This window comes from Sporosarcina koreensis, from assembly GCF_001531445.1.
Classification (GTDB): domain Bacteria; phylum Bacillota; class Bacilli; order Bacillales_A; family Planococcaceae; genus Sporosarcina; species Sporosarcina koreensis_C.
On the sequence record NZ_LQYA01000196.1, the window covers coordinates 15,930 to 42,723 of the forward strand.

Sequence of the window (26,794 nt, forward strand, 5' to 3'; positions counted from 1 at the left end):
CCGTACGATGGACCGGATTGCAAAAACAGCCGAAGATGCAGTCGATTACCGTTCAGTCGTTTCCACACGCCGTCGTGAAAAACATGGCAATATGACAGAAGCAATCGGTCAGGCGGCAGCTTATACGGCTATCAATTTAAAGGTGAAAGCAGTACTTGCCCCTACAGAAAGCGGGCATACTGCCAAAATGATCGCCAAATATCGACCGGGCTGCCCGATTATCGCGATTACCGCTTCGGATGAATGCTCAAGGAAATTGTCGCTTGTATGGGGAATCTATCCGATTTTCGGCGAAAGAGTAAATTCCATCGATGCAATTTTGCAAGAATCTGTCGAAGAAAGTGTGAAACATCAATATGTCACCCACGGTGATGTTGTCATTATCACGGCAGGCGTCCCGGTCGGCGAAGCGGGAACGACGAACCTGATGAAAATCCATGTTATCGGCGATATGCTGGCCAAAGGACAGGGAATCGGAAAGTCTGTCGCGTTCGGACAAGCGGTTGTCGCTCATAATGCTCAGGAAGCATTGGCACATAACATGAAGGGGAAGATTCTTGTCACCTATTCCTCTGACCGTGATATGATGCCTGCCATTGAAGAATGCGCAGGTTTAATAACAGAAGAGGGCGGATTGACAAGTCATGCGGCTGTTGTCGGCCTTAGTTTAGGCATCCCTGTCATCGTCGGTGTTGAGAAAGCGACTGAAACGATTATCGATGGCAAAGACATAACGATGGATGCGGAATCCGGAGTCATTTATAATGGACATGCACGGGTTCTTTGACAAAGTATAAATAATGAAAAAAAGGCTGTCTTCCGACTTGTTTCGGAAGCGGCCTTTTTAGGATTGGAGTTGTTGTGAAATGAAATGGCTGCTGCCATTATTTATTCTCGTACCAGCCGCGGAGATCATGCTCCTGCTCTATTCAGGGAACGCAATCGGAGTCATGCCGACACTTCTACTTATTCTCATCAGCGGAATCGGGGGAGCTTATCTAGCAAAAAGACAAGGATTTAAAGCTTTGACCGATCTGAAAAATAGGATGGGAACGATGGAAGCCCCCGGAAACGCAATGATCGATGGCGTCTGTATTTTCTTTGGCGCTATTCTATTGATCATGCCTGGGTTCATCACGGATATTGCGGGTCTTTTACTTTTATTTAAATGGCCAAGAAATATCATCAGGCCCTTTATCATCAGTTGGATATATAAAAAAATGAAACAGGGAAGAATTGTCATCCGGTGAAGTATGGATGCTTCTTCAATTTCAGTGCTGCAAATAGTAAGAATGGGGTTAACAGAATGCCAGGTAACCCGAAAAGATAGAATGAGCAAACGGTGATGAAAAAAGCATGGATCGGCTTTAGGCGAAATGCGGAAGCCCACATATATGATTCTGCCAATTGCCTTGTTGTAACGATAAAAATATAGAGCAAGGCGAGCGATATACCGGTGAACAATTGGTTGGAATAAAGGAAGAATGCCGACATCGGGATGAGAAATAAACCGATGCCCAATAACGGCAGACTATCGGCGATGGAAACAAGAAATGCACTGCCGATCGGCGATTCAAATCCAAGAAGCGAGAATCCGATGATGAGGATGATGAAAGTCAACAGAAACAGCCGTGCTTCAACAAATGCGAAAGTGCCGAATAACTCGCCGGATTTTGTGAAGGTGCGTTTAGCTGCAGCGCGCATGCTGACAGGGAAATAGACGAGAAACCAAAATTTGTTTTTTCCTGATTCACGCAATGCAAAGAAATAAGCAACAAGAAAGATGAACATGCTGAAAATTCGTTGAAAAAAGGTTGCAGTGAACGCAACGGCGTATTCGAGTAATGCATGTCCATATTCAATAATCTTTTCCTCAAGGAATGAAAGGATTTTCCCTGTCAAATCTGTCTTGCCGGTAATAGTGGACAGATGTTTTTCCAAAAGAGGCACCGTGTCCATCAGTCCATGCAAGGCGATGAAACTAAATGAGCTGAAAATGAATAGAATTGAAAACATGACAAAAAAAGTGGCAATCGTCAAAGGTAGTTTTGTCATCGTTCGGACTGCTAGTAAAATAGGAGCGGTAAAATAGGCAACAATGATTGCAATTCCGACGGGGGGAACAACAAAGATGAAAATCCCCGCAAGTATAGCAGGTATCCATTGATGGGCCAGCGATTTGAATGTATGCTGTTGTATGTTTTTTAGCAAGATTTCATCCTTTTTTCTGTTATTCTACAAATAAAACAAGCGTTTCCATTCACAAAACTGTAATATTTGCTTATAATGAGGATTGTAAGCGTTTCAGACAGTACTAAATAAAAAGTAGAGTTGCCGGGATTTGCAAGAATTTGTAGATATACGGCAAAAGACTGAAGGAGCGATTTAAATGACAGCATCAAAAGGTTTGGAAGGAATCGTAGCGACACAATCCGCCATCAGTTCTATTATTGATGACACCCTTACATACGTCGGTTACGATATCGATGATCTTGCAGTAAATGCAAGCTTTGAGGAAGTTGTTTATCTTTTATGGCATCAGCGTCTGCCGAAAGCGGACGAGCTTGCAGAATTGAAACAGCAACTTGCGGATAATATGTCGGTTCCACAGCCTGTACTCGATCATTTTAAGACATATCCGATTGGCGAAGTTCACCCGATGGCAGCATTGCGCACTGCAATCTCCCTACTCGGATTATACGATGAAAACGCTGAAGATATGTCTGATGAAGCCAATTATGAAAAAGCAATTAAGCTTCAAGCGAAAGTGGCAACGATCGTTACTGCTTTCTCTCGCATCCGTAAAGGTCAAGAGCCGGTAGCTCCAAAACGGGAACTTGGCTATGCAGCAAACTTCTTATATATGTTAACTGGTGAAGAGCCTAAAGATATCGCAATTGAAGCATTCAATAAAGCATTAGTGCTTCATGCTGACCATGAATTGAACGCTTCCACTTTCACTGCACGCGTTTGTGTGGCAACGCTTTCCGATATGTATTCCGGCGTAACGGCTGCAATCGGAGCTCTTAAAGGCCCGCTTCACGGCGGTGCGAATGAGCAAGTCATGAAGATGCTCATGGAAATCGGCGACGAAGATAAAGTAGAATCCTATATCAGAGAAAAACTTGATAATAAAGAGAAAATCATGGGCTTCGGCCACCGTGTGTACCGTAAAGGCGACCCACGCGCAAAACATCTCCGTGAAATGTCCAAAAAGTTGACATCACTTCGTGGAGAAGAGAAATGGTATAATATGTCCCTTAAAATTGAATCCATCGTAACTGGTGAGAAGAATTTGCCACCGAACGTTGATTTCTATTCTGCTTCGGTATATCATTCACTTGGGATCGATCACGATTTATTCACACCTATTTTTGCGGTTTCCCGGTTCTCGGGCTGGACGGCGCATATTTTGGAGCAATACTCCAACAATAGGCTGATCCGTCCGCGTGCAGAATACATCGGACCAGACATGCAAAAATACGTGCCTATCAACGAAAGATAACTTGTAGCCGGTTGCTATCAGCTGGATTCACAAGGAATACATCGGGGCGGTAGGATCACTATCGGCCCCCTCATTTCGAAATGGAGGAATAGAAAATGGCGAAAATCACAGTAACTGACGGAGTACTTAACGTTCCGGATCATGCAACAATCCCATTCATTATTGGTGACGGTACAGGTCCTGATATTTGGCATGCAGCTTCACGGGTAATGGAAGCGGCAGTCGAAAAAGCATACGACGGGCAAAAGAAAATCGAATGGAAAGAAGTTCTTGCAGGTGAAAAAGCATTCAATGAAACGGGAGAATGGCTGCCACAAGAAACTCTTGACACAATCGATGAATACCTAATCGCTATCAAAGGTCCTTTGACGACTCCGATCGGTGGCGGATTCCGCTCTTTGAACGTTGCGCTTCGCCAAGAATTGGATCTCTATACTTGCTTGCGTCCTGTTCGTTATTTCGAAGGAGTTCCTTCTCCTGTTAAACGGCCGGAAGACTGCGATATGGTCATCTTCCGTGAAAATACTGAAGATATTTATGCAGGTATCGAGTACAAAGAAGGTTCTGATGAAGTTAAAAAATTGATTTCATTCCTTCAAGATGAAATGGGCGTAAATAAAATTCGTTTCCCTGAAACTTCAGGTATCGGCATCAAGCCTGTTTCCGAAGAAGGCACAAAACGCCTTGTTCGCGGTGCACTCAACTATGCACTTAAAGAGGGGCGTAAATCTTTAACACTTGTACACAAAGGAAACATCATGAAATTCACTGAAGGTGCTTTCAAAAACTGGGGTTACGAAGTTGCTGAACAAGAATTCGGCGATAAAGTATTCACTTGGAACCAATACGATCAAATCAAAGAAGCAGAAGGTACAGAGGCTGCGAACAAAGCACAAGCTAACGCAGAAGCGGCAGGCAAAATCATCGTAAAGGATGCGATTGCCGATATCTTCCTACAACAAATCTTGACTCGTCCGAAAGAGTTCGATGTTGTTGCAACAATGAACTTGAACGGTGACTATATTTCTGACGCACTCGCAGCGCAAGTTGGCGGAATCGGTATCGCGCCAGGCGCTAACATCAACTATGTGACAGGACATGCTATTTTCGAAGCGACACACGGTACAGCTCCGAAATATGCAGGCCTTGACAAAGTTAACCCATCTTCAGTGCTTCTTTCAGGCGTTATGATGCTTGAGCATATGGGATGGAACGAAGCTGCAAACATGATCACTGCATCTATCGAGAAAACGATCGCTTCGAAAGTTGTCACGTATGACTTCGCTCGTTTGATGGACGGTGCTACAGAAGTGAAAACTTCCGAGTTTGCTGACGAATTGATTAAAAACCTATAACTTGACGTTAAAACCGGGAAGCTTTGTTGCTTTCCGGTTTTTTAAATGTTTGGAGATCGCACAAGGGCCCATTCTTGCTCGCCAACTTGCTCGCAACGCTTTGCTTATGCTCGCAAGTAAACGCTGTTCTATGTAACGGCGTTTACTTGCTCTTTCCGAGTGAAAATTGATACACTTTCTATAACACTAATTTCATGCAGGAAATTGAAGGGGGAAGAAAGTTGATATTAGGTAAAAAAAGGCGGATAGGAAGGGAAATTGATAAAATTGATGAAGGGGAAAAGCTGAAGCTTACCGAAAAAATCGAGGATAAGGATTTACTACTCTACCTAGGATTGACGAATGATTCAAATCCGCTGTACATCCAGCATGATTATGCATCCCAAACCGAATTTGACAAACCGATTGTACCGACTATTATGTTGAATGGAATTATCACTTCCGCTATTTCAAAATACTTGCCTGGTCCGGGCTCGCATATTACCGAACAGCATCTGTCTTTCCCGAATCATGTGTATCATTATGAAACAATCAATTTTCTATTTGAAGTGATCCGTGTGGAGAAGGAGAAACGGTCCATAGTGATTCTGGTAGAGGCGACGAATGAAGAGGGGAAAACTGTGATTTCTGGTACAATAACGGTCATTCCTCCATCTGTTCGTGAAAATCTGACATCGGATGCAATGGAAAACTTCTGATTTAACAACATAGAATAAGACATTGGCGTCTAAGGGGGACTTGGAAAACCGTGCAGAAAATTTTAATCGTGGACGATGAGCAGCCGATCCGAACATTATTGGATTATAATCTTAAACAATCCAATTTCAAAACAATCATGGCGGCTGATGGTGAAGAAGCGGTATTGAAAGTTGAAAATGAAAACCCTGATTTGATCTTGCTTGATCTCATGCTGCCGAAAATGGATGGTATTGAAGTATGTAAGATTCTGAGGCAGAGGAATATCAATACGCCGATCATCATGCTGACAGCAAAAGGCGAAGAGACCGATAAAGTCTTAGGATTGGAAATCGGGGCGGACGATTATATGACGAAACCATTCAGTCCACGTGAAGTGATTGCAAGAGTAAAGGCGGTTCTGCGCCGCAGTGGAGAGCGAACTGGAATTGACGAGGATGATGGGCAGATCCTCCGCTCTGCTTCCCTCACGGTTCATCCTGAACAGTATGAAGCTTATCTGAATGAGGAAGCATTAGAGTTCACGCCGAAAGAATTTGAACTGCTCGTCTATTTCATGCAAAATAAAAACCGTGTGCTCACTCGAGATCAGTTATTGAGTGCAGTTTGGAATTATGATTTTGCCGGAGATACTCGAATCGTTGATGTGCACGTCAGCCATTTACGCGAAAAGATCGAGGAAAATACGAGAAAACCTATTTTCATTAAGACGGTTAGAGGGATCGGATATAAATTCGAGGAGCAAAAAGTGAAATGAAGGATCTCTATTCCAGACTTTTCATCGCTTTTGCTATCATATTTTTGATTCTGTTGACTGGTCTTGGCGTTGTCCTTGGCCAGTTTTTTCATATGATTGATCATGGAATAACATTGCAGGTCCAGCGGAAATATTGGATTTTTTTACTCGTCATTTTATCGATTGCTTACTTTCTTTCCCTTATCCTGAGCGCCCGTGTCATCAGGCAATATGCAAAACCAATCGATTTAGTAACAAAAACTGCAGAGAAAATTGCGCGTGGTGATTATTTGGCCAGAACTCCGATTGACGATTTAGGGAGTGATAATGAGCTTGGCATCGCGGTGAATCAGGTTGCTAGAAATTTACAGGAAACATCTATATTGCGGGCAATGGAGAAGGAACGACTGAAAACATTGGTTGAAAGCATGGGTAATGGACTGCTGATGTTCGGAAGGGAAGGCTCTGTCAATTTAGTGAATGGCGTATTTGAAAAGACATTCGGATTTGACAGTGATAAATTGAAAGGAAAAACATTCATGGAAATCGGATTGCCTCAAGGCATTGAAAATCTGATCGAAGATGTATTTTTGACGGAACAAGTGCATGAAAGGCAAATCCGGAACGGTCAATCTCATTTCAATGTTTATGGGGCGCCAGTTATTGGGCGTCACGGCAATTGGCTTGGCATCATTGTTGTGACACATGATATTACGAAACTTGTAAGATTGGAGGAAATCCGAAAAGATTTCGTTGCAAATGTTTCCCATGAGCTTCGCACTCCTATCACTTCCATCAAAGGCTTTACAGAGACATTATTGGATGGTGCCATGAACGATCATTCCACCTCGAAGGAATTTCTTGGAATCATTCAAAAGGAAAGCGATCGTTTGCATGTATTGATTAATGACCTTTTGGAACTGTCAGGAATAGAACGGGATGGCTTCCAACTGCAATTTCAGGAAGTCCTCGTCTCTGATGTCGTTGAGAGCGCGACGAAAATTGTTTTTGGACTGCTGGAAAGAAAAAATATGAAAACTATTCTAAACATTGAAACGAGTATCACAGTCGAAGCGGATTCAGCCAGACTAATCCAAGTGATGGTCAACTTATTGACAAACGCCATCAATTATTCAAAAGAGAATACAACAATTACAGTCAATGCATTTGAAAATGCCGATGAAGCAATTATCGAAGTGATGGATGAAGGGATAGGAATCGATCGAGTAGAGCTGCCAAGACTGTTTGAACGTTTTTATAGAGTAGATCGTGCCCGCAGCAGGGATTCCGGCGGTACTGGCCTTGGGCTCGCTATCGTTAAACACTTAATAGAAGCACATCGAGGAAAGGTAACTGTTGAAAGTGAAGTAGGGGTGGGAACAAAATTTACTATATTTTTACCAAAAAAATCCGCATAACGCGGATTTTTTTTGAAACCAAATTCGTTCTTCAACCGTATGTACTGTAGATACATACATAAAGGGGGAGTTCAAATGAGCACACGCCGTGCATCGGTGGCAGCAAGTCTTGTAATCGTTGGAGTGTTATTGCTTATCATTGCATTTACAACATGGTATACAGTGGACGAATCGGAGCAGGCCATTGTGATCACGTTCGGAAAAGCAGGTAATCCAGTGACGGATTCCGGCTTGCACTTCAAACTGCCATGGCCGATCCAAAATGTTGAAAAACTATCCAAAGAGACATTTAGTCTTCAGTTCGGGTACAAACAAGATACCGATGGGGAGCTTGTATCCTATGATAAGGAAACGAAAATGATTACGGGGGATGAATATATTGTCCTTGCAGATTTAGTTGTCCAATGGAAGATTACAGATCCAGAAAAGTATTTATTCAACTCGCAAGACCCACAGGAAATCCTTCATGATGCAACATCTTCTTCTATCAGATCGGTTATCGGAAGTTCGACGATCGATGCTGCACTGACAGATGGGAAAGCGGAAATTGAAGCGAAGACACGTGAATTATTGACAACGCTTATGACGAATTATGACATCGGTATTTCGATTCAAGGTGTCAAATTGCAGGATGTTGAGCTCCCGAATGCGGACGTCCGTGCTGCATTCACTGCTGTTACAGATGCCCGTGAAACAAAAAGCACCAAAATTAACGAAGCCGAAAAATACAAGAATCAGCGGGAAAGTGAAGCAATCGGGGAACGTGATGCAATTAAATCCCGCGCGCTCGGACAAAAAACCGCACGTATCGAGCAAGCGCGTGGAGATGTCGCCTTATTCAATGATCTGCACGCAGAATACAAAAAAAACGTGGCGATTACCCGCCAGCGCCTGATCATCGAAACGTTGGAGCAAGTATTGCCTCAAGCGAAAATCTATATTATGAATGATAATGGCGAAACGTTGAAATACTTGCCGTTGCAACAATTGGAAAACCAAACACCACCACCGGCTGATCAGAAAACGGAAGGGGGCGGCAACTGATGACGAACGACAACAATCCATTCAAAAGCATTGAAGATAAATTCAAAGAAATGCAGCGTGGACAAAATAAAAAAACGGCTGGTTCAGAAAAGGTCATTACACCCAAAAAGCCATTTAACACGAGAAAGTTTGTAAAGACAGCTATTACATTTACGGTTGTTTTTGCAATAGCGGTCATCTTACTTGCCAATGTCTTTGTTGTAAAAGAGGGTGAGTATAAAGTTGTACGCCAATTTGGTGAAATAACAAGAATTATACAGGACCCAGGATTGAACATGAAAATCCCGTTTATCCAATCAGTGACAAGCTTGCCGAAAAATCAAATGACATATAATGTTTCAGAAGCAGAAATTAGCACAAAAGATAAAAAGCGAATTATCATTGATAATTACGCCGTGTGGAAAATTACGGATGCTAGGAAGATGATTTCCAATGCGCGAAACATTATCAATGCGGAAGCACGGATGGAGGAATTCATCTATTCCGTCATTCGAAACGAGATGGGTAAGTTGGATTATGTAGATGTCGTCAATGAAGAAAATTCTAAACGTGGCAACTTGAACGACCTTGTCACTCAGAAAGTGAACGAATTTCTTGATGAAGGTAATTTCGGCATAGAAGTGATTGACGTGCGCATGAAACGGATTGATCTTCCGGAGGAAAACGAACATTCCATTTACACACGGATGATTTCCGAGCGTGAATCGACTGCCCAAAGATATCTTTCAGAGGGAGATGCGGAAAAGAAGATAATCGAGGCCGAAACGGATCGTGAAGTGCAAGAAATGCTTGCGACCGCAAAAAAAGAAGCAGCGATCATCCATGCTGAAGGGGAAGCGGAAGCTGCTAAAATCTATAATAACGCATTCTCAAAAGACCCTGAGTTCTACAATCTGTATCGTACGCTTCAGTCCTATGCGAAAACAATAGGAGAAGACACGGTAATCATCATGCCGGCAGACTCGCCATACGCGAAAATACTGACAGGATACTTGGAATAAGAGAGAGTGGAAAAGGGAGTGTCAGTTGATTCTCACTCCAAGCGGACGCTTTCCGCGGGCGCATAGCAAATAGGGACACAATTCACACTCGAATTGGCGTCCCTATTTTGTTGTTATTTCAAAGTTTAAATCAATTATCGACAATACAACTGGTAGACGAATTTACAACGGCACATAAGTTTATGATTTTCATAAAAAATTCGAATACATCAAACATTGAAAAGGAGACAAGGGGTTTTGGGTTAAATTAGATTAATAAGAAGTCTGCTTATTCAACAAACGGGCCATTTTCTTGAATGAGATTTATTAAATAACGTGATTAGCTGACAAGGAGTGGAGAAATGGGCAAAGATATAGTAAGACATATTTGGAATGCTATTTCAGGGATATTTGTTTTGTTATTATCGCTATGGATGAGTGGTCCAGGTATTGGTGAGACAGATACACCGACGTACAGATGGTACTTCATGTTGCTGTTTATTTTGTGGGTAATTGGATTTGTATTGCAGTTCAAGAAGCGATCTAGGCTTTTAGGGGTTGTTATAACACTCCTACCTGTCATATATTACTTGGCAATTTATATACGAGCCGCATTTGTGTAATCAGCAATCGGCCGCATTTGCAGTATAAAGGATCGCACCAATTATGCCAGATAAGGGCATTTTAATAAAGTAAGGCCTATTGAATTGTAGGGGAAAATGTGTAATAAAAACTGACAGGGAGAGAACTTAAATGGAAATTTATCAAGCTACGATTGAAGACTTAGAAGGAGTATCAAATTTATTTAATGCATACCGTATGTTTTATGAACAAACATCTGATGTAGAGGGTGCAAAAGGTTATATACAAAAGCGTTTAGAAAATGAAGACTCCGTAATATTTATTGTTAAGAACAATCAAAAGTATATAGGATTCACACAACTTTATCCCACCTTTTCATCAATCTCGATGAAAAATGCTTGGATACTAAATGATTTGTTTATCGATCCAGAATACAGAAAAAAAGGAATAGGAGAAATGCTTTTACATAAGGCGAAAGATTATGCCATTAAAACAGGTGCCAAAAGCATAAGTCTAAGTACAGCACCAGACAATTTTTCTGCTCAAAGACTGTATGAGAAAAACGGATATGAAAGGGATTCACAGTTTTATCACTATGAATTAAGTTTAACTTAATAAGAACTTTCGAGAATCGGGCGCAATTCTGGTAAAAGAATTTGTGTCCTTTTAACAAACGTGCCAGATTGCGGTATAATACTTCACTCAAACCTTAATAATTTCTTCATCGTTTTCCTCACTCTTTCTTAAGATTTAATTTTTATAATTAAACCTTGTTATACGTAGCTTTTTATTGTGAAAGAATAGTATTGTGGATAGGAATACTACTCAATAGAATAGCGTATGGAGATTATAAGAGAGAGGAAAATATGATGGAACCAACAACATATAAGAATCGAATTAATGTCATTGATTTAATTAGAGGGTTTGCCCTGATTGGGCTTCCTTTCGTAAATGTGCTTGCTCTTTGGAGCTCAAATATTAATTTATCAGGAACGCAAGGAGATATTTGGATTCAACGATTTTTATATATTTTTGTCGAAGGACGTTTTTATGCGATATTCTCTTTTCTGTTTGGATTAGGACTTTGGATTTTCTTATCACGGGCTAAAGAAAAAAATGACCGTCCATCTGCCCTTTATGTTCGGCGTATGTTGATTTTATTTGCAGTGGGAATATTACATCAGTTAATAAACCCTGGGGAAGCATTGTTGGTTTATGCACTTCTAGGAATACCTATTCTTTTCCTTAACAAGGTTCCAAAACAGGTCAATCTTATAATCGGAATAGCAGGGGTGATAATAGGGAGTATCTTCGGAGCAAAATTGTTGCTAACTTTTCCTTTAATGATGCTGGGTTTAGCGTTTGGACAATATCGTGTATTTCAATCTTACGTGAAAAACCGAAAAAAATGGATGTTGGTTGCTGTTCTTTCATTTGTTGCAACTAGTATTACAGTCGCTTTTCTCTGGCAAAAAGCACCTGACGATGGATTAGTAACCTATATGGAGGGTATTGAACTAACCGAAGCACAAATGGTATCTAATCGCGCTTTTTACGACTTCGCAGACTTGTCCTTAGCATTGGCTCCGTTTTTCTCTGTTTTTTATATCAGTTTTCTTGTCCTGTTTGAACCCTTAATGGGGAAAGTGTTATCACCATTACATGCATTCGGGCGCATGGCATTTACAAATTACATTGGTCAATCCGTTATCTTGGTTATCATAGCGATGTTTATTCCAGTTAATGAAACGGTAGTTCCATACATGACTGCAACTATTACGTGTTTACTTGTGGTGATAGCGCAAATCATAGCTTCTTCATATTGGCTTAGATATTTTCAATATGGTCCGTTAGAATGGCTTTGGCGATGCGGTACGTATTGGAAATGGCTTCCGATACGTAAGTGAAAAGATCCAATTTTAAAAAGGCATACCTTGCCAAACAGCCAGCTATTATTTAAAAGAAGACAAGTATCGCAAAGAATTACAAGATAGGATTCTTTTTGTTTCGTAGGATATTGTAAGCAAAGATTATCAAAATACACATTAAAGCGATCATCCCAATAATTGACGTTATTTTTAGAAACAAGTAAATAAATCCTCCCCGGTACCACGATTTTACTCCGAAGGATTGGGCGCTTTAACGGTATAAGAGCGCGTTCGTGGAACAGAGAAAATGCTCAGGTGTAAAAGCCTGGGCTTTTTTCTTGCATTTTCTACTGTCAATTCAGCTACGAATCAACGCTATTTTAGTTTTCCTAAATGAAAAATCGGCTCCTTACGAAAAATTCGAAAGTGATAATTATTAATTTAGATAGCGTTATTGGTAGTCACACTTGCCGACATGGTAAGATAAATGGAGATGACGTTTTAACTTCATCCAGCAGTCCCTACAGGATTAAGTTAAATCCTCCGGCGTATGTCACGAATCTTTAAGGAAGTTAGGAAGGCAGTCTAAGGACGCGACATCCTGTCGCAACGACTGCATGACCTACCTCCTGTAGGCCTCAAGCTCGATAAAAATCTGGACGCAATTACGCCAAGGCGTAATTGATTATTGAACGAATAAGGGAGTGGATTCATTTGACGAAAAAGAAAATAGTGCTGTTAGATGGAAATAGCTTGGCGTATCGAGCGTTTTTCGCCTTGCCTTTATTGACGAATGACACAGGCATCCATACTAATGCAGTGTACGGATTCACGATGATGCTGCAAAACATTCTGGCGGAGGAAAAGCCGACTCATATGCTTGTCGCCTGGGATGCAGGGAAAACGACATTCAGACATTCGACATTCAGCGAGTATAAAGGCGGCCGGCAAAAGACGCCTCCCGAACTATCAGAGCAGTTCCCTTACTTGCGGAAATTGCTGAATGCGTATCAAATCCCGCAATACGAACTCGATCAGTATGAAGCTGATGATATTATCGGGACGTTGAGCAAATCAAGCGACGAAGAAGGCATCGAGGTCGTCATTATTTCAGGTGACAAAGACTTGACGCAGCTTGCTAGTGAGCATACAACGGTGTGTATTACGCGGAAAGGAATTACGGACCTTGAAAAGTACACACCGGAGCATGTCATGGAGAAGTACGGCATCACGCCACAGCAAATCATTGACATGAAAGGCCTCATGGGAGATGCTTCCGACAATATTCCGGGTGTTCCGGGCGTCGGCGAGAAAACAGCACTCAAATTGCTGAAGGAATATGGCACTGTCGAAAAAGTATATGAGTCCTTGGATGCCGTTTCAGGGAAGAAATTGAAGGAAAACCTTACGGAGAATGAAGAGCAGGCATTCATGAGCAAAAAGCTCGCGACAATCGAAGTGAATGCACCTCTCACAATTTCGATAAATGATTTAGCATATGCTGGGCCGGATGAGGAAAACGTTAAAACGATTTACGAAGAATTAAAGTTCAAGACGCTGCTTGAAAAAATGGCTCCTCAAACGGAAATGGAACCTGTAAAAGAAATCGATGTTCAAATCATCACGGATTCTGAAATGATTGAACTTGCCGATGAAATGGCTATCCATGTTGAAATGATGGATGAAAACTATTTGGCTACGGAAGTTACTGGCGTCAGCATGACGGATGGCTATCAGACGATATTCATACCAACCAAAGTCTTGCAACAATCACAGTCTGTAAAAGAATGGCTTCGCGATGAAAAGAAAACAAAATATGCGACTGATTCAAAAGCGGCTTATGCATCACTATTACGCTATGGCATAGAAGTGAACGGCTTTGAATTCGATTTATTATTAGCCACATATATCGCAAACCCATCTTCCACTTACACGGATGTAGCATCTGTTGCAAAGGAATTCAACTATGTAGATGTGCAGCCGGATGAAATGGTTTATGGAAAAGGCGCGAAAAAAGCATTGCCGGAAGAAAAAGTGCTAGCAGACCATGCTGGCAGGAAAGCCCAGGCCGTCTGGAAACTGCGGCCGGTACTTGAAGAGAAATTGCGTGAAAATGAACAGTTCGAATTGTATCACGAACTCGAAATGCCACTCGCAAACATTCTTGGCAAGATGGAATCGACTGGCGTGAAGACGGACTTAGGCATCCTTCAACAAATCGGCCTACAGCTATCCACGAGATTGACCGAACTTGAATCGATCATTTATGAGATGGCGGGACAACCATTCAACATCAATTCCCCTAAGCAGTTAGGGGAAATCCTGTTCGAAAAGATCGGATTGACACCTATCAAAAAAACGAAGACGGGCTATTCAACTGCAGCAGATGTGTTGGAGAAGCTCGAAAGCGAGCATGAAATCATCAGTTTCATTTTGACGTACCGTCAGCTTGGAAAACTGAACTCGACTTATATTGAAGGGTTATCGAAGGAAATCCACGAGGATGGAAAAATCCATACACGATTCCAGCAGGCGTTGACGCAAACGGGCCGATTAAGCTCCATCAATCCGAACTTGCAAAACATCCCGATCCGCCTTGAGGAAGGGCGGAAAATCCGTGCGGCATTCGTTCCGTCTGAGCCGGGCTGGTTCATGTTCGCTGCCGACTATTCACAGATCGAACTGCGTGTCCTCGCCCATATGTCCCAGGATGAAAAAATGATTTCGGCATTCCGGGAAGGGGAAGACATCCATACGAAAACGGCAATGGACGTGTTCGGTGTGGATAAGGATGGCGTTTCGTCAGATATGAGGCGGACTGCCAAGGCTGTCAACTTCGGAATTGTCTACGGGATCAGTGATTATGGCCTGTCCCAAAGTTTGAATATCACCCGTAAAGAAGCCGGGAAATTCATCGATACGTACCTCGAAACATTTCCTGGCGTGAAGCAATACATGGAAGACATCGTCTCTGAGGCGAAGATGAAAGGCTATGTTGTCACGATGATGAACAGAAGAAGATACTTGCCTGATATTACGAGTTCGAATTTCAACTTGCGGAGCTTTGCGGAAAGAACGGCAATGAATACGCCGATTCAAGGGACGGCAGCTGATATCATCAAGAAAGCGATGATCGATATGGATGCAAGATTGAAGGAGGAAAATATGCAAACGCGAATGCTCCTTCAAGTGCATGATGAATTGATCTTTGAAGCGCCTGAGGAAGAAATCGAAAAACTGAAGAAAATCGTACCGGAAGTGATGGAATCCGCCTTGACACTTGATGTTCCTTTAAAGGCCGAGTGGGCGCATGGCCTCTCCTGGTACGAAACGAAGTGAGGAATAGAAATGCCTGAACTGCCTGAAGTCGAAGGTGTCGTCCGCGAATTATCACCTGTCTCCATCGGTCGTACGATCTCTGAAGTACAAGTTTCCGATGTAATAAGGAGATCCAAAGGATTGGGCAAGGAAGCGATCGTCAAAGGCAAGACTCTTGAGGAGTTCATTGACGAACTTGCAACAATGAAGATAGTGGACATCACGAGAAGAAGTAAATATATTTATTTTCATCTGGAAAAGGAAGGACAGCCATATTTGCTAGTCAGCCATCTCGGGATGTCTGGCGCGTGGTTTGTCGTGGATGAATTGGAAGATGTTGTTGAACAGAAATTCAGGAAGCATATCCATGTCGTACTCAAAATGGAAGATGGGGGATTGCTCATCTATTCAGACATCCGCCGTTTCGGTGAACTGCGGTTGTTGCAGAGGGAAGAGGACTATTTGCCATTGCTAAGAATGGCGCCTGAACCGTTTGACACTGATGCTGAAGAACATTTCATCGATATGGCCGCTTTGCCGAAATATGGGCGGAAACCGATCAAAGAAGTGATTATGGATGGCCATGTCATTTCGGGCTGCGGAAACATTTATGCGACGGAAGCACTTTTTCGGAGGAAAATCCATCCGGGCAGAGCGACAGAACGGGTCAGTGAAAAAAGGAAGCGGGAGTTGTTCCGTGAAATCGTTGATGTTCTGCAAGAAAGCATTGTTGCTGGTGGCAGCTCCATTTCGGATTATCGGAATATTAACGGGGAAGCGGGGACGATGCAAACACGTCTGAAAATGTATGGAAAGAAACTGTGTGGAAAGTGTGGCACAGATACGAAAAGCATGAAAATCGCTGGAAGGACCTCTGTTTATTGTCCACAATGCCAAAGGTAAGGAAAGGATGACTTCGATGATCATAGGTTTGACAGGAAGCATTGCGACCGGGAAAAGCGCCGTATCGCGAATGCTGAAACAAAAAGGGTATCCAATTGTCGATGCGGATGAAATTTCAAGGCTGGTCGTAGAGCCAGGAAGCCCTGTTCTTGATCATATTGCGGAAGTGTTCGGGCCCGATCTCCTTCTGGCGAACGGGACGTTGAACAGGGAAATGCTCGGCAGCCTCATTTTCAATGACGAAGTAATGCGGACAAAGTTGAACGGGATTATCCACCCCGCTGTCCGAAAGGAAATGCTACGACAAAAGGAAGAATGGTTGGAAAAAGGAGCGAATACGGTCATCATGGATATTCCGCTCCTTTTTGAAAGTAAACTCCAATCTTATGTAGATAAAATAATCGTCGTTTCGGCAAACCCTGCCGTTCAAAAGGAACGCTTGATGGCTAGAAACGGATACTCGGCAGATGAAGCCGATGCCCGTATCAACTCGCAGCTTCCGATTGCAGAGAAGGAAAAGGGTGCAGATGCAGTCATCGATAATAACGGAACATTGGATAAGACAGAAAAACAGTTGGATGAAATTTTGTTGAAATGGAATGCAAAAATATAACGTTATTCTCTGAAAAGTGGAACATTGTTATTTCATTCACAAACTCTTTGCACCTGGTTAAAATGTGCTATACTAATTAACGGATAAACGATAAAAAGTATATAACATTATGCAGGAGGACTTTTTCATGACTACTTCGATAGCGATAAACGGTTTCGGGCGGATCGGCCGCATGGTTTTCCGCCAAATTATCACGAAGGATGACGTTGATGTAGTAGCGGTAAATGCATCATATCCGGCGGAAACTCTAGCCCATTTGATTAAGTATGACACAAATCACGGAGTTTTTGATGGAGAAGTCGTTGTGGAGGAAAATGCTCTTGTAGTCAACGGAAAGCGTGTCCAATTACTAGCGGAGCGCGACCCATCCAAGTTGCCTTGGAAAGAGCTTGGTGTCGATACCGTCATTGAAGCGACAGGAGTATTCAATGAGCGTAGTAAAGCTGCCCTTCATTTGGAAGCAGGGGCGAAGAAAGTCATTTTGACGGCTCCAGGTAAAAATGAAGACGTTACGATCGTTCTTGGTGTGAATGATGAAAAGCTTGATATTGAAAAACATGACGTCATTTCAAACGCAAGCTGCACGACAAACTGTCTTGCACCTGTTGCAAAAGTGTTGAATGATACATTCGGCATTGAAAACGGATTGATGACAACTGTTCATGCTTATACAAATGACCAGAAAAACTTGGATAATCCACATAAGGATCTTCGTCGCGCGCGTGCATGTGCACAATCGATCATCCCGACTTCTACGGGGGCAGCAAAAGCGTTATCGCTTGTACTGCCTGAGCTTGAAGGGAAAATCCACGGCATGGCACTTCGGGTGCCAACGCCGAACGTGTCATTGGTAGACCTCGTTGTTGACGTGAAGAAAGATGTAACAGCGGAAGAAGTGAATGAAGCATTCATGAAAGCTGCAGAAGGCCCGCTTTCAGGTATCCTTCGTTTCACGACTGAACCGCTTGTATCGATCGACTTCAACACAACGACCGAATCGGCAACAATTGATGGGTTGTCGACAATTGTCATGGGCGACCGCAAAGTGAAAGTGCTCGCTTGGTATGACAATGAATGGGGCTACTCGGCACGTGTTGTCGAATTGGCTATAAAAGTTGGAAATGCATTGAGTTCAAAAGTGCAATCGTAATTGTGAAATGAAAAACGTCCAGTCGATCATTCGGCCTGGACGTTTTTGTTTCTTTTTCTTGATGTATGAATAAAATGTTTGGTAGTTGATTTTAATAATTCTAGCTTGCTACAAATACCATTGATTTCCGTTCCGATCGGACGCTTTCATCGGGCACGGCTTCAGCCTGTAAAATCCTGCCCCCTTAGGGTCGCAAAAAACTTTGCTCGCAAACGCCGTTCTTTGTGACGGCATTCGCTGGAGTCGCCGATCTCCACTCCAATCAATTGGAGTCTACTTAAAATTCAAAGCTGCATGGTAACTGTAAAGACATGAAAAGGTAATTCTTATTGTTGTTGATTAATATAGAAAAAGGACCTATATAGGGTCCTTTTTAGTTGATTATCGTTATTCTAACGCACCCGTTACTTTAAGTACTTTCTTTCACAATCCATTTCACAATCAATTTTTTCAATATAACCACTCCAATATTATACAAAGGTCCCGTAAAGTTATTATCGGAAATTTAATGAATGCTTTTCCAGAATAAAATAGGTATCATACTAATCAATTTGTTGTTTTTCTGCGTAATACCATTTTAAATAATACATTATTCCAGACTTATCGACCCAGCTAAAATCTATTAGATCCTTCTCTAGTGAATGGTGTAGCTCATCTACTGGAATCCACTTTATATCCATAGTACCGTCGCCTTCTTTAACTAAATTACCAGAGGCTTGACATCGAAAATAAGCGCCTAATGAATCTACTGGACCATTTGTCGTTTGATAAACAGCAAAAGGCTTCATAGCTTCAACATTTGAGTCCACATCATTAGTTTCAATTCTAGTTTCTTCCCCAAAAATCTTTGTTATATGAAGTCCTGTTTCTTCGTGCACTTCTCTTTTAAGTCCTTCCATAAATGACTCGAATTCCTCTAACCTTCCTCCAGGTAGCTCATAAGGTGTTTTATTCTCATTAGATTTAACCCTTTTTTGTATAACGATTTCAGTTCCATTTGGTCCATTTCTTTCAATTATTGCTCTAACATTTACATAGATCATACAAGTTCTCCCTCACTTTTCCTCTTCAACCAGATGCCCCGATTGTTGAATACAAGTTAAAACCTCTCTTGAACTAAACTGCCACGTTAGTTGAACAACATTCTTAATATTGATACGTTCCAAGCGAGTTATAAGTTTCATTAATTGGTTATAAACAACTCTCTACGATGTTGTTCTACGAATTTTAACTTATTTAAATTTCTAATTTAGAAATTCTCTCTGTTGATTGAAGTGGAAGGCGCCGACTCCTGTGGGATTAGCAAACGCCGTTACGAAGAACGGCGTTTGCGAGCATAAGCAAAGCGTTGCGAGCAATGTTTTTTGCGACCCTAAGGGAGCTGGATTGCAAAAAGGATGCCTTAATTTCCGCAAAATGCGCAGAAATACGGCAAATCGAACCCTTCGCTGTTCGATTGGCTCACCGCCCGCCCCACGGAAAGCGTGCGCCTGGAGTGGAAATCAACACTTCCCAGGTTCTACTTTTTAAAAGCCCGTAACAACTTGATTCAATATTAAAGGATCCCTTTCGATTTTTTTGATGAATTTCTGCTATAATCAATATACTATACGGAATTGCGGAGGAAGCAAAAATGATATGTCCAGCTTGTCATTATAATGGCACCCGGGTCATCGATTCCAGACCTGCCGAAGAGAATCGATCCATCCGACGACGCCGTGAATGCGAAAAATGCGCTTTCCGGTTCACAACATTCGAGAAAGTGGAAGAGATGCCGCTCATCGTCGTGAAAAAGGATGGTACACGGGAAGAATTCAGCGGTGAAAAATTATTGAGAGGATTAATTCGGGCATGTGAAAAGCGTCCGGTTGATCTTGAGGCGGTAAAAAACATTGTTTATTTGATAGAAAAAGAATTAAGGAGCTCTGGGACTGTCGAAATCGATTCCAAAGATGTCGGTGAGATGGTCATGGAGAAATTGGCCGATATCGATGAAGTCGCATATGTCCGGTTTGCTTCTGTGTACAGACAATATAAGGATATAACAGTTTTTATCGATGAACTACAGAGCTTGCAGAAGAAAAATGATGAAAATTGATTTTGAATAAAGGATGGAAAGAGGGGTTCCGACTAAATGCTTTACCAGGAATTGCAACCAGTCGATACGTTTACAATCAAGTTGTCACACCCGTTTTCGGATTATGACCGGCAACTCCTCACATTGTTCTACCAGCCATTGATCGGCCCGGACGCCATGAGTCTATTCATGTCACTTTGGGCAGATGCGGAACGGGAAATAGAGGGTGAATTCAACCATTATCATTTAATGAATTTACTAACAATGCCTTTAGGTAAAGTGTTTGAGGCTAGAATCTCCCTTGAGGCGATCGGCTTGCTGCGTACATATTGCAAACAGGTGGATCAGGATCGCTCTTTCTGTTATGAACTATTGCCGCCGATGGATGCGAAGTCGTTTTTCGATGATCCATTATTATCTACATTTCTTTTCAGCAAGATCGGCGAGCAGGCGTACCGGAGTCTAAGAGCCCGCTTTCTGATCGACAATCTGATGGATGAGCAATATAAGGAAATATCACGTACATTTTTGGATGTGTATAAGCCTATCCGGTATGGCGCATCGGAAGGTCTGGAAGAGGGAGGACAAATGGCGGGGCGCAATGAACCGACCGGCATCCCGTTTGCTAATTCCGATTTTGATTTCAATCTTTTCCGTGCGGGGCTTTCCGAACAGATGGTGCCCAAATCATCCCTCGCTTCAGTTTCGCAGGAATTGATCGAGAAATTGGCATTTCTCTATTCCTTATCTCCGCTTGATATGCAAAAAGTCGTCATGATGGCGCTTGATGGAAACAACATGCAGATTCCGGAGGATCGATTGCGCAAAGCGGCGGTCGATTATTATAAGATAAATATTTCTCAAAACGTACCAACCGTTGAAAAGATATTTAAAAAGGCAGAACCGGAAATACCAAAGGAGCTGAAATCACGGGAAGATGAGCTCTTATTTTATTTGGAAAATACATCACCACGTGAAATGCTCCGGCATTTGAATGGGAAAGAGCCGTTTCCAGTCGATCTTCAACTGGCGGAAAGGCTGATCAACACACATGGGTTGTCCGTTGGAGTCGTCAATGTTCTATTACAATATATGATTTTGCGGAATGACGGAAAAATCACAAATAATTTTGCAGAACGGATCGCCTCGCATTGGTCCAATAAAAAGGTGTCGACTGCCAAAGTGGCAATGGAATTATCCCGGACCGAGCACGATCAATACATGAAATGGCTCAATGAAGGAAAGAAGAAACCTGCAGGCCGCAAGCCGATAAGGGAAGAAAAGGTGCCTGAGTGGTTCTATAAAAAAGATGACACAGAGCAGAAGAAGCCTGCAAAAGAGGCAGACCCAGCCATAGACGAGCAGCGACGTCAGCTGATGGAAAAACTGGATGCCATGAGAAATGGGGTGAAATAACTTGGAGCGAATCGGAAATACAATGAAGCGAGTATTCAACGCTTCAGAACTGACAGCAAGATATGAGCAATTGAGGAATGAAGTGATGGAGTCCTCCGGCGTCCAACAGTTCATCACCGATCATTCAGATGAAATCGATAAGGCGGTCGTCGACAAAAGTTTGGGGAAATTATATGAATATGCAACAGCTTCCCATCATTGTGAGAAATGCCCGAATGTAGAAGGGTGTGTCAATGTGATGAAGGGATTTGAGCCGAAGTTGGTGCTTAGTCAAGGATTCATTGATCTTGATTATGTCAAATGTCCGAATAAGCTTGTCGATGACGAACGCCGGAATGTATCCAATATGCTCGATAGCATGTATATGCCGAAGGACGTCATGGAAGCCCGATTGCCTGATGTGGATGTAGGGCATGATGATAGCAGGATCATTGTCGTTGGAGCCGCTGCACAATTCATAAGTGAAGTTAAGGAAACAGGCGAACTTCCGGAACGGGGTCTTTACATTTACGGGCCTTTCGGGACAGGGAAGTCCTTTATCCTTGGCGCGCTCGCGAATGAGCTTGCCAATCTTCGCATCCGGACAGTCGTCGTATATATCCCTGAATTCCTAAGAGAGATGAAGCAATCGATCCAAGATCAGACGTTGAATGAAAAAATCGACTTCGTGAAAAGAGCGAACGTGCTCATGCTCGACGATTTTGGAGCGGAGTCCATGTCCGCTTGGGCCCGTGACGAAGTGATCGGAACGATTTTACAATATCGAATGGCGGAAAAGCTTCCGACGTTCTTCACATCGAATTTCAATTTTGATGAGCTGCAGCACCATTTGACGTACACGCAGCGCGGCGAGAAGGAAGAGGTCAAAGCTGCACGGATTATGGAGCGGATCAAGACGATTGCAAAGCCTGTCCAATTGAAAGGGAAAAACCGAAGAAATGTGTGAGGAGAAATTATCCACTTGCAATTGTCTGAGTCTTTCCTTATACTAATGATTATTATATCTACTGTTATTTTTGAAAATGCATTGAAGAGGATATGAATCGATTCATCTACTTACAGAGATCAGGGTCATTTGGCTGGAAGCCCTGAAGTGCAGAGGACCGATTTACCACCTTGGAGCAGCATCGGCGAACCCTTTTAGTAACCGATGACGGACCCGGCCCGTTAGCCGTTTCGAGCTTCATCTTTCCGGTTATATTGTCATATGTCCGGATGGAAGGAAGAAGGGTGGAACCGCGAGCAACAGCTTCGTCCCTTTATTGGGATGGGGCTTTTTTTGTTCTTAAAAATAAGTGAGGAGTGTTTAACATGGCAGAGAATATTCAACTGAAATTTCCGGATGGCGCGATAAAAGAGTTTCCGAACGGCACAACAACAGAAGAAGTAGCTGGCTCCATCAGCCCAGGATTACGAAAAAGCGCACTAGCAGGCAAAATCGGCGACCAGCTCATCGACTTGAAGACGCCAATTGAAAAAGACGGCGAGATTGCAATCATTACACCGCAATCACCAGAAGCGCTCGAAATCCTGCGTCACAGTACTGCCCATCTATTGGCTCAAGCAGTGAAAAGAAAATTCCCGGATGCAAAACTAGGCATCGGCCCGGTCATCGATAACGGTTTTTACTATGATATCGACTCACCGACGCCGATTACAGCTGAAGACCTTCCTGAACTTGAAAAAGAAATGAAAAGGATCATCGGTGAAAACCTTCCGATCACACGAATCGATGTATCCCGTGAAGAAGCAGAAAAGCGCTTCAAAGAAATTGACGATCCATACAAGCTTGAACTATTGGAAGCAATTCCAGAGGGCGAGCAAGTGTCCATCTATGAGCAAGGCGAATTTTTTGACCTGTGCCGCGGCATTCATGTCCCTTCAACAGGTAAACTGAAAGAATTCAAATTATTGAGCATCGCCGGTGCATATTGGCGCGGAGATTCGAAAAATAAAATGCTTCAACGGATCTACGGGACAGCATTCTTTAAAAAGGACGAGCTCCAAGAACACCTGCGTATGCTCGAAGAAGCGAAGGAACGCGATCACCGTAAAATCGGGAAGGAATTGAATTTATTCACGAACTCCCAAAAAGTCGGCCAAGGTCTTCCGCTCTGGTTGCCAAAAGGCGCTACAATTCGCCGCATCATCGAACGCTATATCGTCGATAAAGAAGTGAAGCTTGGATATGACCATGTCTATACACCGGTACTCGGAAGCGTTGAGCTATACAAGACATCCGGTCACTGGGGACACTATCAGGACGGCATGTTCCCTGTCATGAGCATGGATAATGAGGACCTTGTTCTCCGTCCAATGAACTGCCCACACCATATGATGATCTACAAAAATGGCATACACTCTTATAGAAACTTGCCGATCCGCATTGCCGAGCTGGGCACTATGCACCGCTATGAAATGTCAGGTGCGTTATCCGGTCTGCAACGTGTGCGCGGAATGACTTTGAATGATGCTCATATTTTCGTTCGTCCAGATCAAATCAAGGAAGAATTCAAACGGGTCGTACAGCTCGTCATCGATGTGTACAAAGACTTCAATATTGAGGATTACTCGTTCCGTCTATCGTATCGGGATCCGGAAGATACTGAAAAATACTTTGACGATGACGAAATGTGGGAACGTGCACAAAGCATGTTGAAAGAGACGATGGATGAAATGGGCCTTCCTTACGTAGAAGCGGACGGCGAAGCAGCGTTCTACGGTCCGAAGCTTGACGTACAAGTGAAAACGGCTATCGGCATGGAAGAGACGCTTTCAACTGTCCAACTGGACTTCCTCCTGCCTGAACGATTCGATCTCACATACGTTGGGGAAGACGGCAAGCATCACCGTCCGGTCGTTATCCACCGCGGCGTTGTTTCCACAATGGAAAGATTCGTTGCCTTCCTGATCGAAGAATACAAAGGAGCATTCCCGACATGGCTTGCACCAGTTCAAGTAGAAGTGATCCCTGTTTCACCTGAAGCACATTTCGACTACGCAAATGAAGTGCGTGAAAAACTCGTCGCAGAAGGATTCCGAATCGACTTAGACAGCCGCGACGAAAAAATCGGCTACAAGATCCGTGAAGCACAAGTCCAAAAAATCCCTTACATGCTCGTCCTCGGAGACAAAGAAGTCGAATCCGGCGAAGTGAACGTCAGGAAATACGGCGAACAAAAATCCGAAAGCATGCCATTCGATGATTTCTTGAAAATGATTAAAGCCGACGTATCACACGAGAACTGATAACTGAAGTCGCGGGCAATAAATAAGTAAATTCAACACTCAAAATCACGCCAAATGCCCTTGAACAAATAAAAAGCCCTTCAAAGTAGCGTTTATGCGCCAGTGCGGACATTTATGAGTAATTGAACCGCTATATGCGTATTTGGTTGAACTTATGCTTGTTTCCGATGATTTATAAGCTTTTCAACCGATTTATGCGTTTTTGAGTGATTTTTGCAAACGAGATACTTACTAACAATACTTTCCGTTGATTGAAGCGTAAGGCGGCGACTCCGGCGGGAATAGCATGAGCTGAAGACCCCGGAACGAAGCGTAGCGAAGTGAGGAGGCTGAAGCCATGCCCGCGGAAAGCGCCCGCCTGCAGCGGAAATCAACCGTTGCAAATTTACCTGTTGACAACGAAAGTTCAAGATGATAGACTAAGTAAGGTTAATGAATACAGTTTGTGGTATAAGAAGGAGCTGCCCGCTTCTCACCTGATCGACGCACACCGTTGTTGACAGGTCAGCACATGAGTGAACGTGCCGTGCATCTATTTGCACGTACACATAAGCGGGTAGACAAAAGTTACTTTTGTCTACTTTTTTTATTGTCCGGCTCTTATTAAACGAATGAACAATGGGACCGTCGGAATGCTGGACGGTGTACCCAAACCGTGTATTCGCGAGACAACATTCGGAGGTGGATTACTATTAGCAAAGACATGTACGTAAATGAGGGCATCCGTGCCCGCGAGCTTCGCCTCATTGACCATAACGGCGATCAGCTTGGAATCAAATCACGCAATGAGGCACTTGAAATTGCAGCACGCGCGAATTTGGATCTTGTCCTTGTCGCTCCAACCGCAAAGCCACCGGTAGCCCGCGTAATGGACTACGGTAAATTCAAGTTTGAGCAACAAAAGAAAGAACGTGAAGCGAGAAAGAACCAGAAGGTCATCAACCTCAAAGAAGTGCGCTTAAGCCCTACAATTGACGAACATGATTTTCAAACAAAGCTTCGCAACGGTATTAAATTCCTGCAAGCAGGGGACAAAGTGAAAGCGTCTATACGTTTCCGCGGACGTGCAATTACGCACAAGGAAATTGGACAACGCGTTTTGGACCGCTTCGCGGAAGAATGCAAGGAATTCTCAACGGTTGAAGTTAAACCGAAAATGGAAGGCCGGAGCATGTTCCTAATACTTGCCCCGACCATCGAAAAAAAGTAACACGAACGATTTAGGAGGAACAGATCATGCCAAAAATGAAAACTCACCGCGGATCCGCAAAACGTTTCAAGAAAACTGCAACTGGTAAAGTGAAACGCGGCCGTGCGTACACAAGTCACCTTTTTGCCAACAAGTCTACAAAAGCGAAACGCCACTTGCGTAAAGCTTCACTTGTTTCTTCAGGCGACTACAAACGTATCCGTGAAATGATCACATACATGAAATAATCTTTGAACTATTACAACATTCTTTAGGAATAGCAGGAGGTAATGAACTATGCCACGCGTAAAAGGTGGAACAGTGACGCGCAAGCGCCGTAATCGAGTATTGAAATTAGCTAAAGGCTATTTTGGATCAAAACATAGACTTTATAAAGTAGCAAACCAACAGGTCATGAAATCATTCAACTATGCATACCGTGACCGCCGTCAGAAAAAACGTGATTTCCGTAAACTATGGATTACACGTATCAACGCGGCAGCACGTATGAATGGTCTTTCATACAGCACATTGATGCACGGTCTTAAAGTGGCTGGCATCGAAGTGAACCGCAAAATGCTTGCTGATCTTGCAGTGACAGATGCACAAGCATTTGCGCAACTTGCAGAAACAGCAAAAAAATCAGTTGCGAAATAAGTGATTGATCAACAAACAGCCCCGCGCCGTCATCCGGC

General features: G+C 43.0%; 24 protein-coding genes. 22 read left to right on the top strand and 2 right to left on the bottom strand.

Annotated features, from left to right (window positions below):
* On the top strand, positions 1–787 hold a 787-nt coding region (locus AWV70_RS24825; protein ID WP_268777883.1), incomplete at its 5' end, for a pyruvate kinase alpha/beta domain-containing protein.
* 79 nt (positions 788–866) lie between these two features.
* Entirely contained in the window at positions 867–1,250 is a 384-nt protein-coding gene (locus AWV70_RS17620; protein ID WP_060209850.1) for an FxsA family protein, read from the top strand.
* On the opposite strand, the gene AWV70_RS17625 is transcribed toward AWV70_RS17620, so the two are convergent.
* Entirely contained in the window at positions 1,240–2,211 is a 972-nt protein-coding gene (locus AWV70_RS17625; protein ID WP_060209851.1) for an AI-2E family transporter, read from the bottom strand. The genes AWV70_RS17620 and AWV70_RS17625 overlap by 11 nt on opposite strands.
* 178 nt (positions 2,212–2,389) lie before the next feature.
* On the opposite strand from AWV70_RS17625, the gene citZ reads away from it, so the two are divergent.
* The 13 genes from citZ (at position 2,390) to AWV70_RS17695 (ending at position 18,168) form a co-directional block, all read left to right on the top strand.
* Positions 2,390–3,505, top strand: a complete 1,116-nt coding sequence (citZ, locus tag AWV70_RS17630; protein ID WP_060209852.1) for a citrate synthase — start codon at positions 2,390–2,392, stop codon at positions 3,503–3,505.
* A gap of 95 nt (positions 3,506–3,600) precedes the next feature.
* Entirely contained in the window at positions 3,601–4,860 is a 1,260-nt protein-coding gene (gene icd, locus AWV70_RS17635; RefSeq protein WP_060209853.1) for an NADP-dependent isocitrate dehydrogenase, read from the top strand.
* A gap of 224 nt (positions 4,861–5,084) precedes the next feature.
* Positions 5,085–5,558 carry a MaoC/PaaZ C-terminal domain-containing protein gene (locus AWV70_RS17640; RefSeq protein WP_201024396.1) on the top strand — a complete coding sequence of 158 codons (474 nt, stop codon included), beginning with the start codon at positions 5,085–5,087 and terminating at the stop codon, positions 5,556–5,558.
* A 50-nt stretch (positions 5,559–5,608) separates the two neighbouring features.
* Positions 5,609–6,313, top strand: a complete 705-nt coding sequence (locus AWV70_RS17645; RefSeq protein ID WP_060209855.1) for a response regulator transcription factor — start codon at positions 5,609–5,611, stop codon at positions 6,311–6,313.
* On the top strand, positions 6,310–7,710 hold the full coding sequence (gene pnpS, locus AWV70_RS17650) for a two-component system histidine kinase PnpS (protein WP_060209856.1): 1,401 nt from the start codon (positions 6,310–6,312) through the stop codon (positions 7,708–7,710). The genes AWV70_RS17645 and pnpS overlap by 4 nt, the downstream gene beginning before the upstream one ends.
* Positions 7,711–7,785: 75 nt before the next feature.
* Entirely contained in the window at positions 7,786–8,754 is a 969-nt protein-coding gene (gene hflK, locus AWV70_RS17655) for an FtsH protease activity modulator HflK (RefSeq protein WP_060209857.1), read from the top strand.
* A complete protein-coding gene (gene hflC / locus AWV70_RS17660) occupies positions 8,754–9,755 on the top strand; it encodes a protease modulator HflC (RefSeq protein ID WP_060209858.1) in 1,002 nt (333 codons plus the stop codon). The genes hflK and hflC overlap by 1 nt, the downstream gene beginning before the upstream one ends.
* Before the next feature lie 732 nt (positions 9,756–10,487).
* Positions 10,488–10,931, top strand: coding sequence for a GNAT family N-acetyltransferase (locus AWV70_RS17670; RefSeq protein ID WP_060209860.1), 444 nt, complete (start codon positions 10,488–10,490; stop codon positions 10,929–10,931).
* A gap of 254 nt (positions 10,932–11,185) precedes the next feature.
* Entirely contained in the window at positions 11,186–12,223 is a 1,038-nt protein-coding gene (locus AWV70_RS17675) for a DUF418 domain-containing protein (RefSeq protein WP_060209861.1), read from the top strand.
* 675 nt (positions 12,224–12,898) lie between these two features.
* Entirely contained in the window at positions 12,899–15,523 is a 2,625-nt protein-coding gene (gene polA, locus AWV70_RS17680) for a DNA polymerase I (RefSeq protein WP_060209862.1), read from the top strand.
* 9 nt (positions 15,524–15,532) lie between these two features.
* Positions 15,533–16,405: a DNA-formamidopyrimidine glycosylase gene (gene mutM / locus AWV70_RS17685; protein WP_060209863.1), complete on the top strand. Its 873-nt coding sequence runs from the start codon at positions 15,533–15,535 to the stop codon at positions 16,403–16,405.
* Positions 16,406–16,421: 16 nt separating this feature from the next.
* Complete coding sequence (gene coaE, locus AWV70_RS17690) at positions 16,422–17,018, top strand: dephospho-CoA kinase (protein WP_060209864.1); 597 nt, start codon at positions 16,422–16,424, stop codon at positions 17,016–17,018.
* 127 nt (positions 17,019–17,145) lie between these two features.
* Positions 17,146–18,168: a glyceraldehyde-3-phosphate dehydrogenase gene (locus AWV70_RS17695; protein WP_060209865.1), complete on the top strand. Its 1,023-nt coding sequence runs from the start codon at positions 17,146–17,148 to the stop codon at positions 18,166–18,168.
* A gap of 542 nt (positions 18,169–18,710) precedes the next feature.
* On the opposite strand, the gene AWV70_RS17700 is transcribed toward AWV70_RS17695, so the two are convergent.
* Positions 18,711–19,211, bottom strand: a complete 501-nt coding sequence (locus tag AWV70_RS17700; protein WP_038185063.1) for an NUDIX hydrolase — start codon at positions 19,209–19,211, stop codon at positions 18,711–18,713.
* A 590-nt stretch (positions 19,212–19,801) separates the two neighbouring features.
* Between AWV70_RS17700 and nrdR the strand changes: the two genes are divergently transcribed.
* The 7 genes from nrdR (at position 19,802) to rplT (ending at position 26,756) form a co-directional block, all read left to right on the top strand.
* Positions 19,802–20,266 (top strand): transcriptional regulator NrdR, encoded by a 465-nt coding sequence (nrdR, locus tag AWV70_RS17705; protein ID WP_060209866.1) that lies wholly within the window; start codon positions 19,802–19,804, stop codon positions 20,264–20,266.
* A 36-nt stretch (positions 20,267–20,302) separates the two neighbouring features.
* Positions 20,303–21,661, top strand: a complete 1,359-nt coding sequence (locus AWV70_RS17710; RefSeq protein WP_060209867.1) for a replication initiation and membrane attachment family protein — start codon at positions 20,303–20,305, stop codon at positions 21,659–21,661.
* A 1-nt stretch (position 21,662) separates the two neighbouring features.
* Positions 21,663–22,607 (top strand): primosomal protein DnaI, encoded by a 945-nt coding sequence (gene dnaI / locus AWV70_RS17715; RefSeq protein WP_060209868.1) that lies wholly within the window; start codon positions 21,663–21,665, stop codon positions 22,605–22,607.
* Positions 22,608–22,972: 365 nt separating this feature from the next.
* Complete coding sequence (gene thrS, locus AWV70_RS17720) at positions 22,973–24,910, top strand: threonine--tRNA ligase (protein ID WP_060209869.1); 1,938 nt, start codon at positions 22,973–22,975, stop codon at positions 24,908–24,910.
* A 703-nt stretch (positions 24,911–25,613) separates the two neighbouring features.
* On the top strand, positions 25,614–26,120 hold the full coding sequence (gene infC, locus AWV70_RS17725; protein ID WP_060209870.1) for a translation initiation factor IF-3: 507 nt from the start codon (positions 25,614–25,616) through the stop codon (positions 26,118–26,120).
* 26 nt (positions 26,121–26,146) lie between these two features.
* Entirely contained in the window at positions 26,147–26,347 is a 201-nt protein-coding gene (gene rpmI / locus AWV70_RS17730; RefSeq protein WP_041075504.1) for a 50S ribosomal protein L35, read from the top strand.
* 49 nt (positions 26,348–26,396) lie between these two features.
* Positions 26,397–26,756, top strand: a complete 360-nt coding sequence (rplT, locus tag AWV70_RS17735) for a 50S ribosomal protein L20 (protein ID WP_060209871.1) — start codon at positions 26,397–26,399, stop codon at positions 26,754–26,756.
* Positions 26,757–26,794: the final 38 nt, after the last annotated feature.

What these genes read in the sequence shown, in the direction of transcription:
- AWV70_RS17620 (WP_060209850.1), top strand. Translation starts at nt 867, where the DNA reads ATGAAATGGCTGCTGCCATTATTTATTCTCGTACCAGCCGCGGAGATC.
- citZ (WP_060209852.1), top strand. Translation starts at nt 2,390, where the DNA reads ATGACAGCATCAAAAGGTTTGGAAGGAATCGTAGCGACACAATCCGCC.
- icd (WP_060209853.1), top strand. Translation starts at nt 3,601, where the DNA reads ATGGCGAAAATCACAGTAACTGACGGAGTACTTAACGTTCCGGATCAT.
- pnpS (WP_060209856.1), top strand. Translation starts at nt 6,310, where the DNA reads ATGAAGGATCTCTATTCCAGACTTTTCATCGCTTTTGCTATCATATTT.
- hflK (WP_060209857.1), top strand. Translation starts at nt 7,786, where the DNA reads ATGAGCACACGCCGTGCATCGGTGGCAGCAAGTCTTGTAATCGTTGGA.
- hflC (WP_060209858.1), top strand. Translation starts at nt 8,754, where the DNA reads ATGACGAACGACAACAATCCATTCAAAAGCATTGAAGATAAATTCAAA.
- AWV70_RS17670 (WP_060209860.1), top strand. Translation starts at nt 10,488, where the DNA reads ATGGAAATTTATCAAGCTACGATTGAAGACTTAGAAGGAGTATCAAAT.
- AWV70_RS17675 (WP_060209861.1), top strand. Translation starts at nt 11,186, where the DNA reads ATGGAACCAACAACATATAAGAATCGAATTAATGTCATTGATTTAATT.
- mutM (WP_060209863.1), top strand. Translation starts at nt 15,533, where the DNA reads ATGCCTGAACTGCCTGAAGTCGAAGGTGTCGTCCGCGAATTATCACCT.
- coaE (WP_060209864.1), top strand. Translation starts at nt 16,422, where the DNA reads ATGATCATAGGTTTGACAGGAAGCATTGCGACCGGGAAAAGCGCCGTA.
- AWV70_RS17695 (WP_060209865.1), top strand. Translation starts at nt 17,146, where the DNA reads ATGACTACTTCGATAGCGATAAACGGTTTCGGGCGGATCGGCCGCATG.
- AWV70_RS17700 (WP_038185063.1), bottom strand. Translation starts at nt 19,211, where the DNA reads ATGATCTATGTAAATGTTAGAGCAATAATTGAAAGAAATGGACCAAAT.
- nrdR (WP_060209866.1), top strand. Translation starts at nt 19,802, where the DNA reads ATGATATGTCCAGCTTGTCATTATAATGGCACCCGGGTCATCGATTCC.
- AWV70_RS17710 (WP_060209867.1), top strand. Translation starts at nt 20,303, where the DNA reads ATGCTTTACCAGGAATTGCAACCAGTCGATACGTTTACAATCAAGTTG.
- thrS (WP_060209869.1), top strand. Translation starts at nt 22,973, where the DNA reads ATGGCAGAGAATATTCAACTGAAATTTCCGGATGGCGCGATAAAAGAG.
- infC (WP_060209870.1), top strand. Translation starts at nt 25,614, where the DNA reads ATGTACGTAAATGAGGGCATCCGTGCCCGCGAGCTTCGCCTCATTGAC.
- rpmI (WP_041075504.1), top strand. Translation starts at nt 26,147, where the DNA reads ATGCCAAAAATGAAAACTCACCGCGGATCCGCAAAACGTTTCAAGAAA.
- rplT (WP_060209871.1), top strand. Translation starts at nt 26,397, where the DNA reads ATGCCACGCGTAAAAGGTGGAACAGTGACGCGCAAGCGCCGTAATCGA.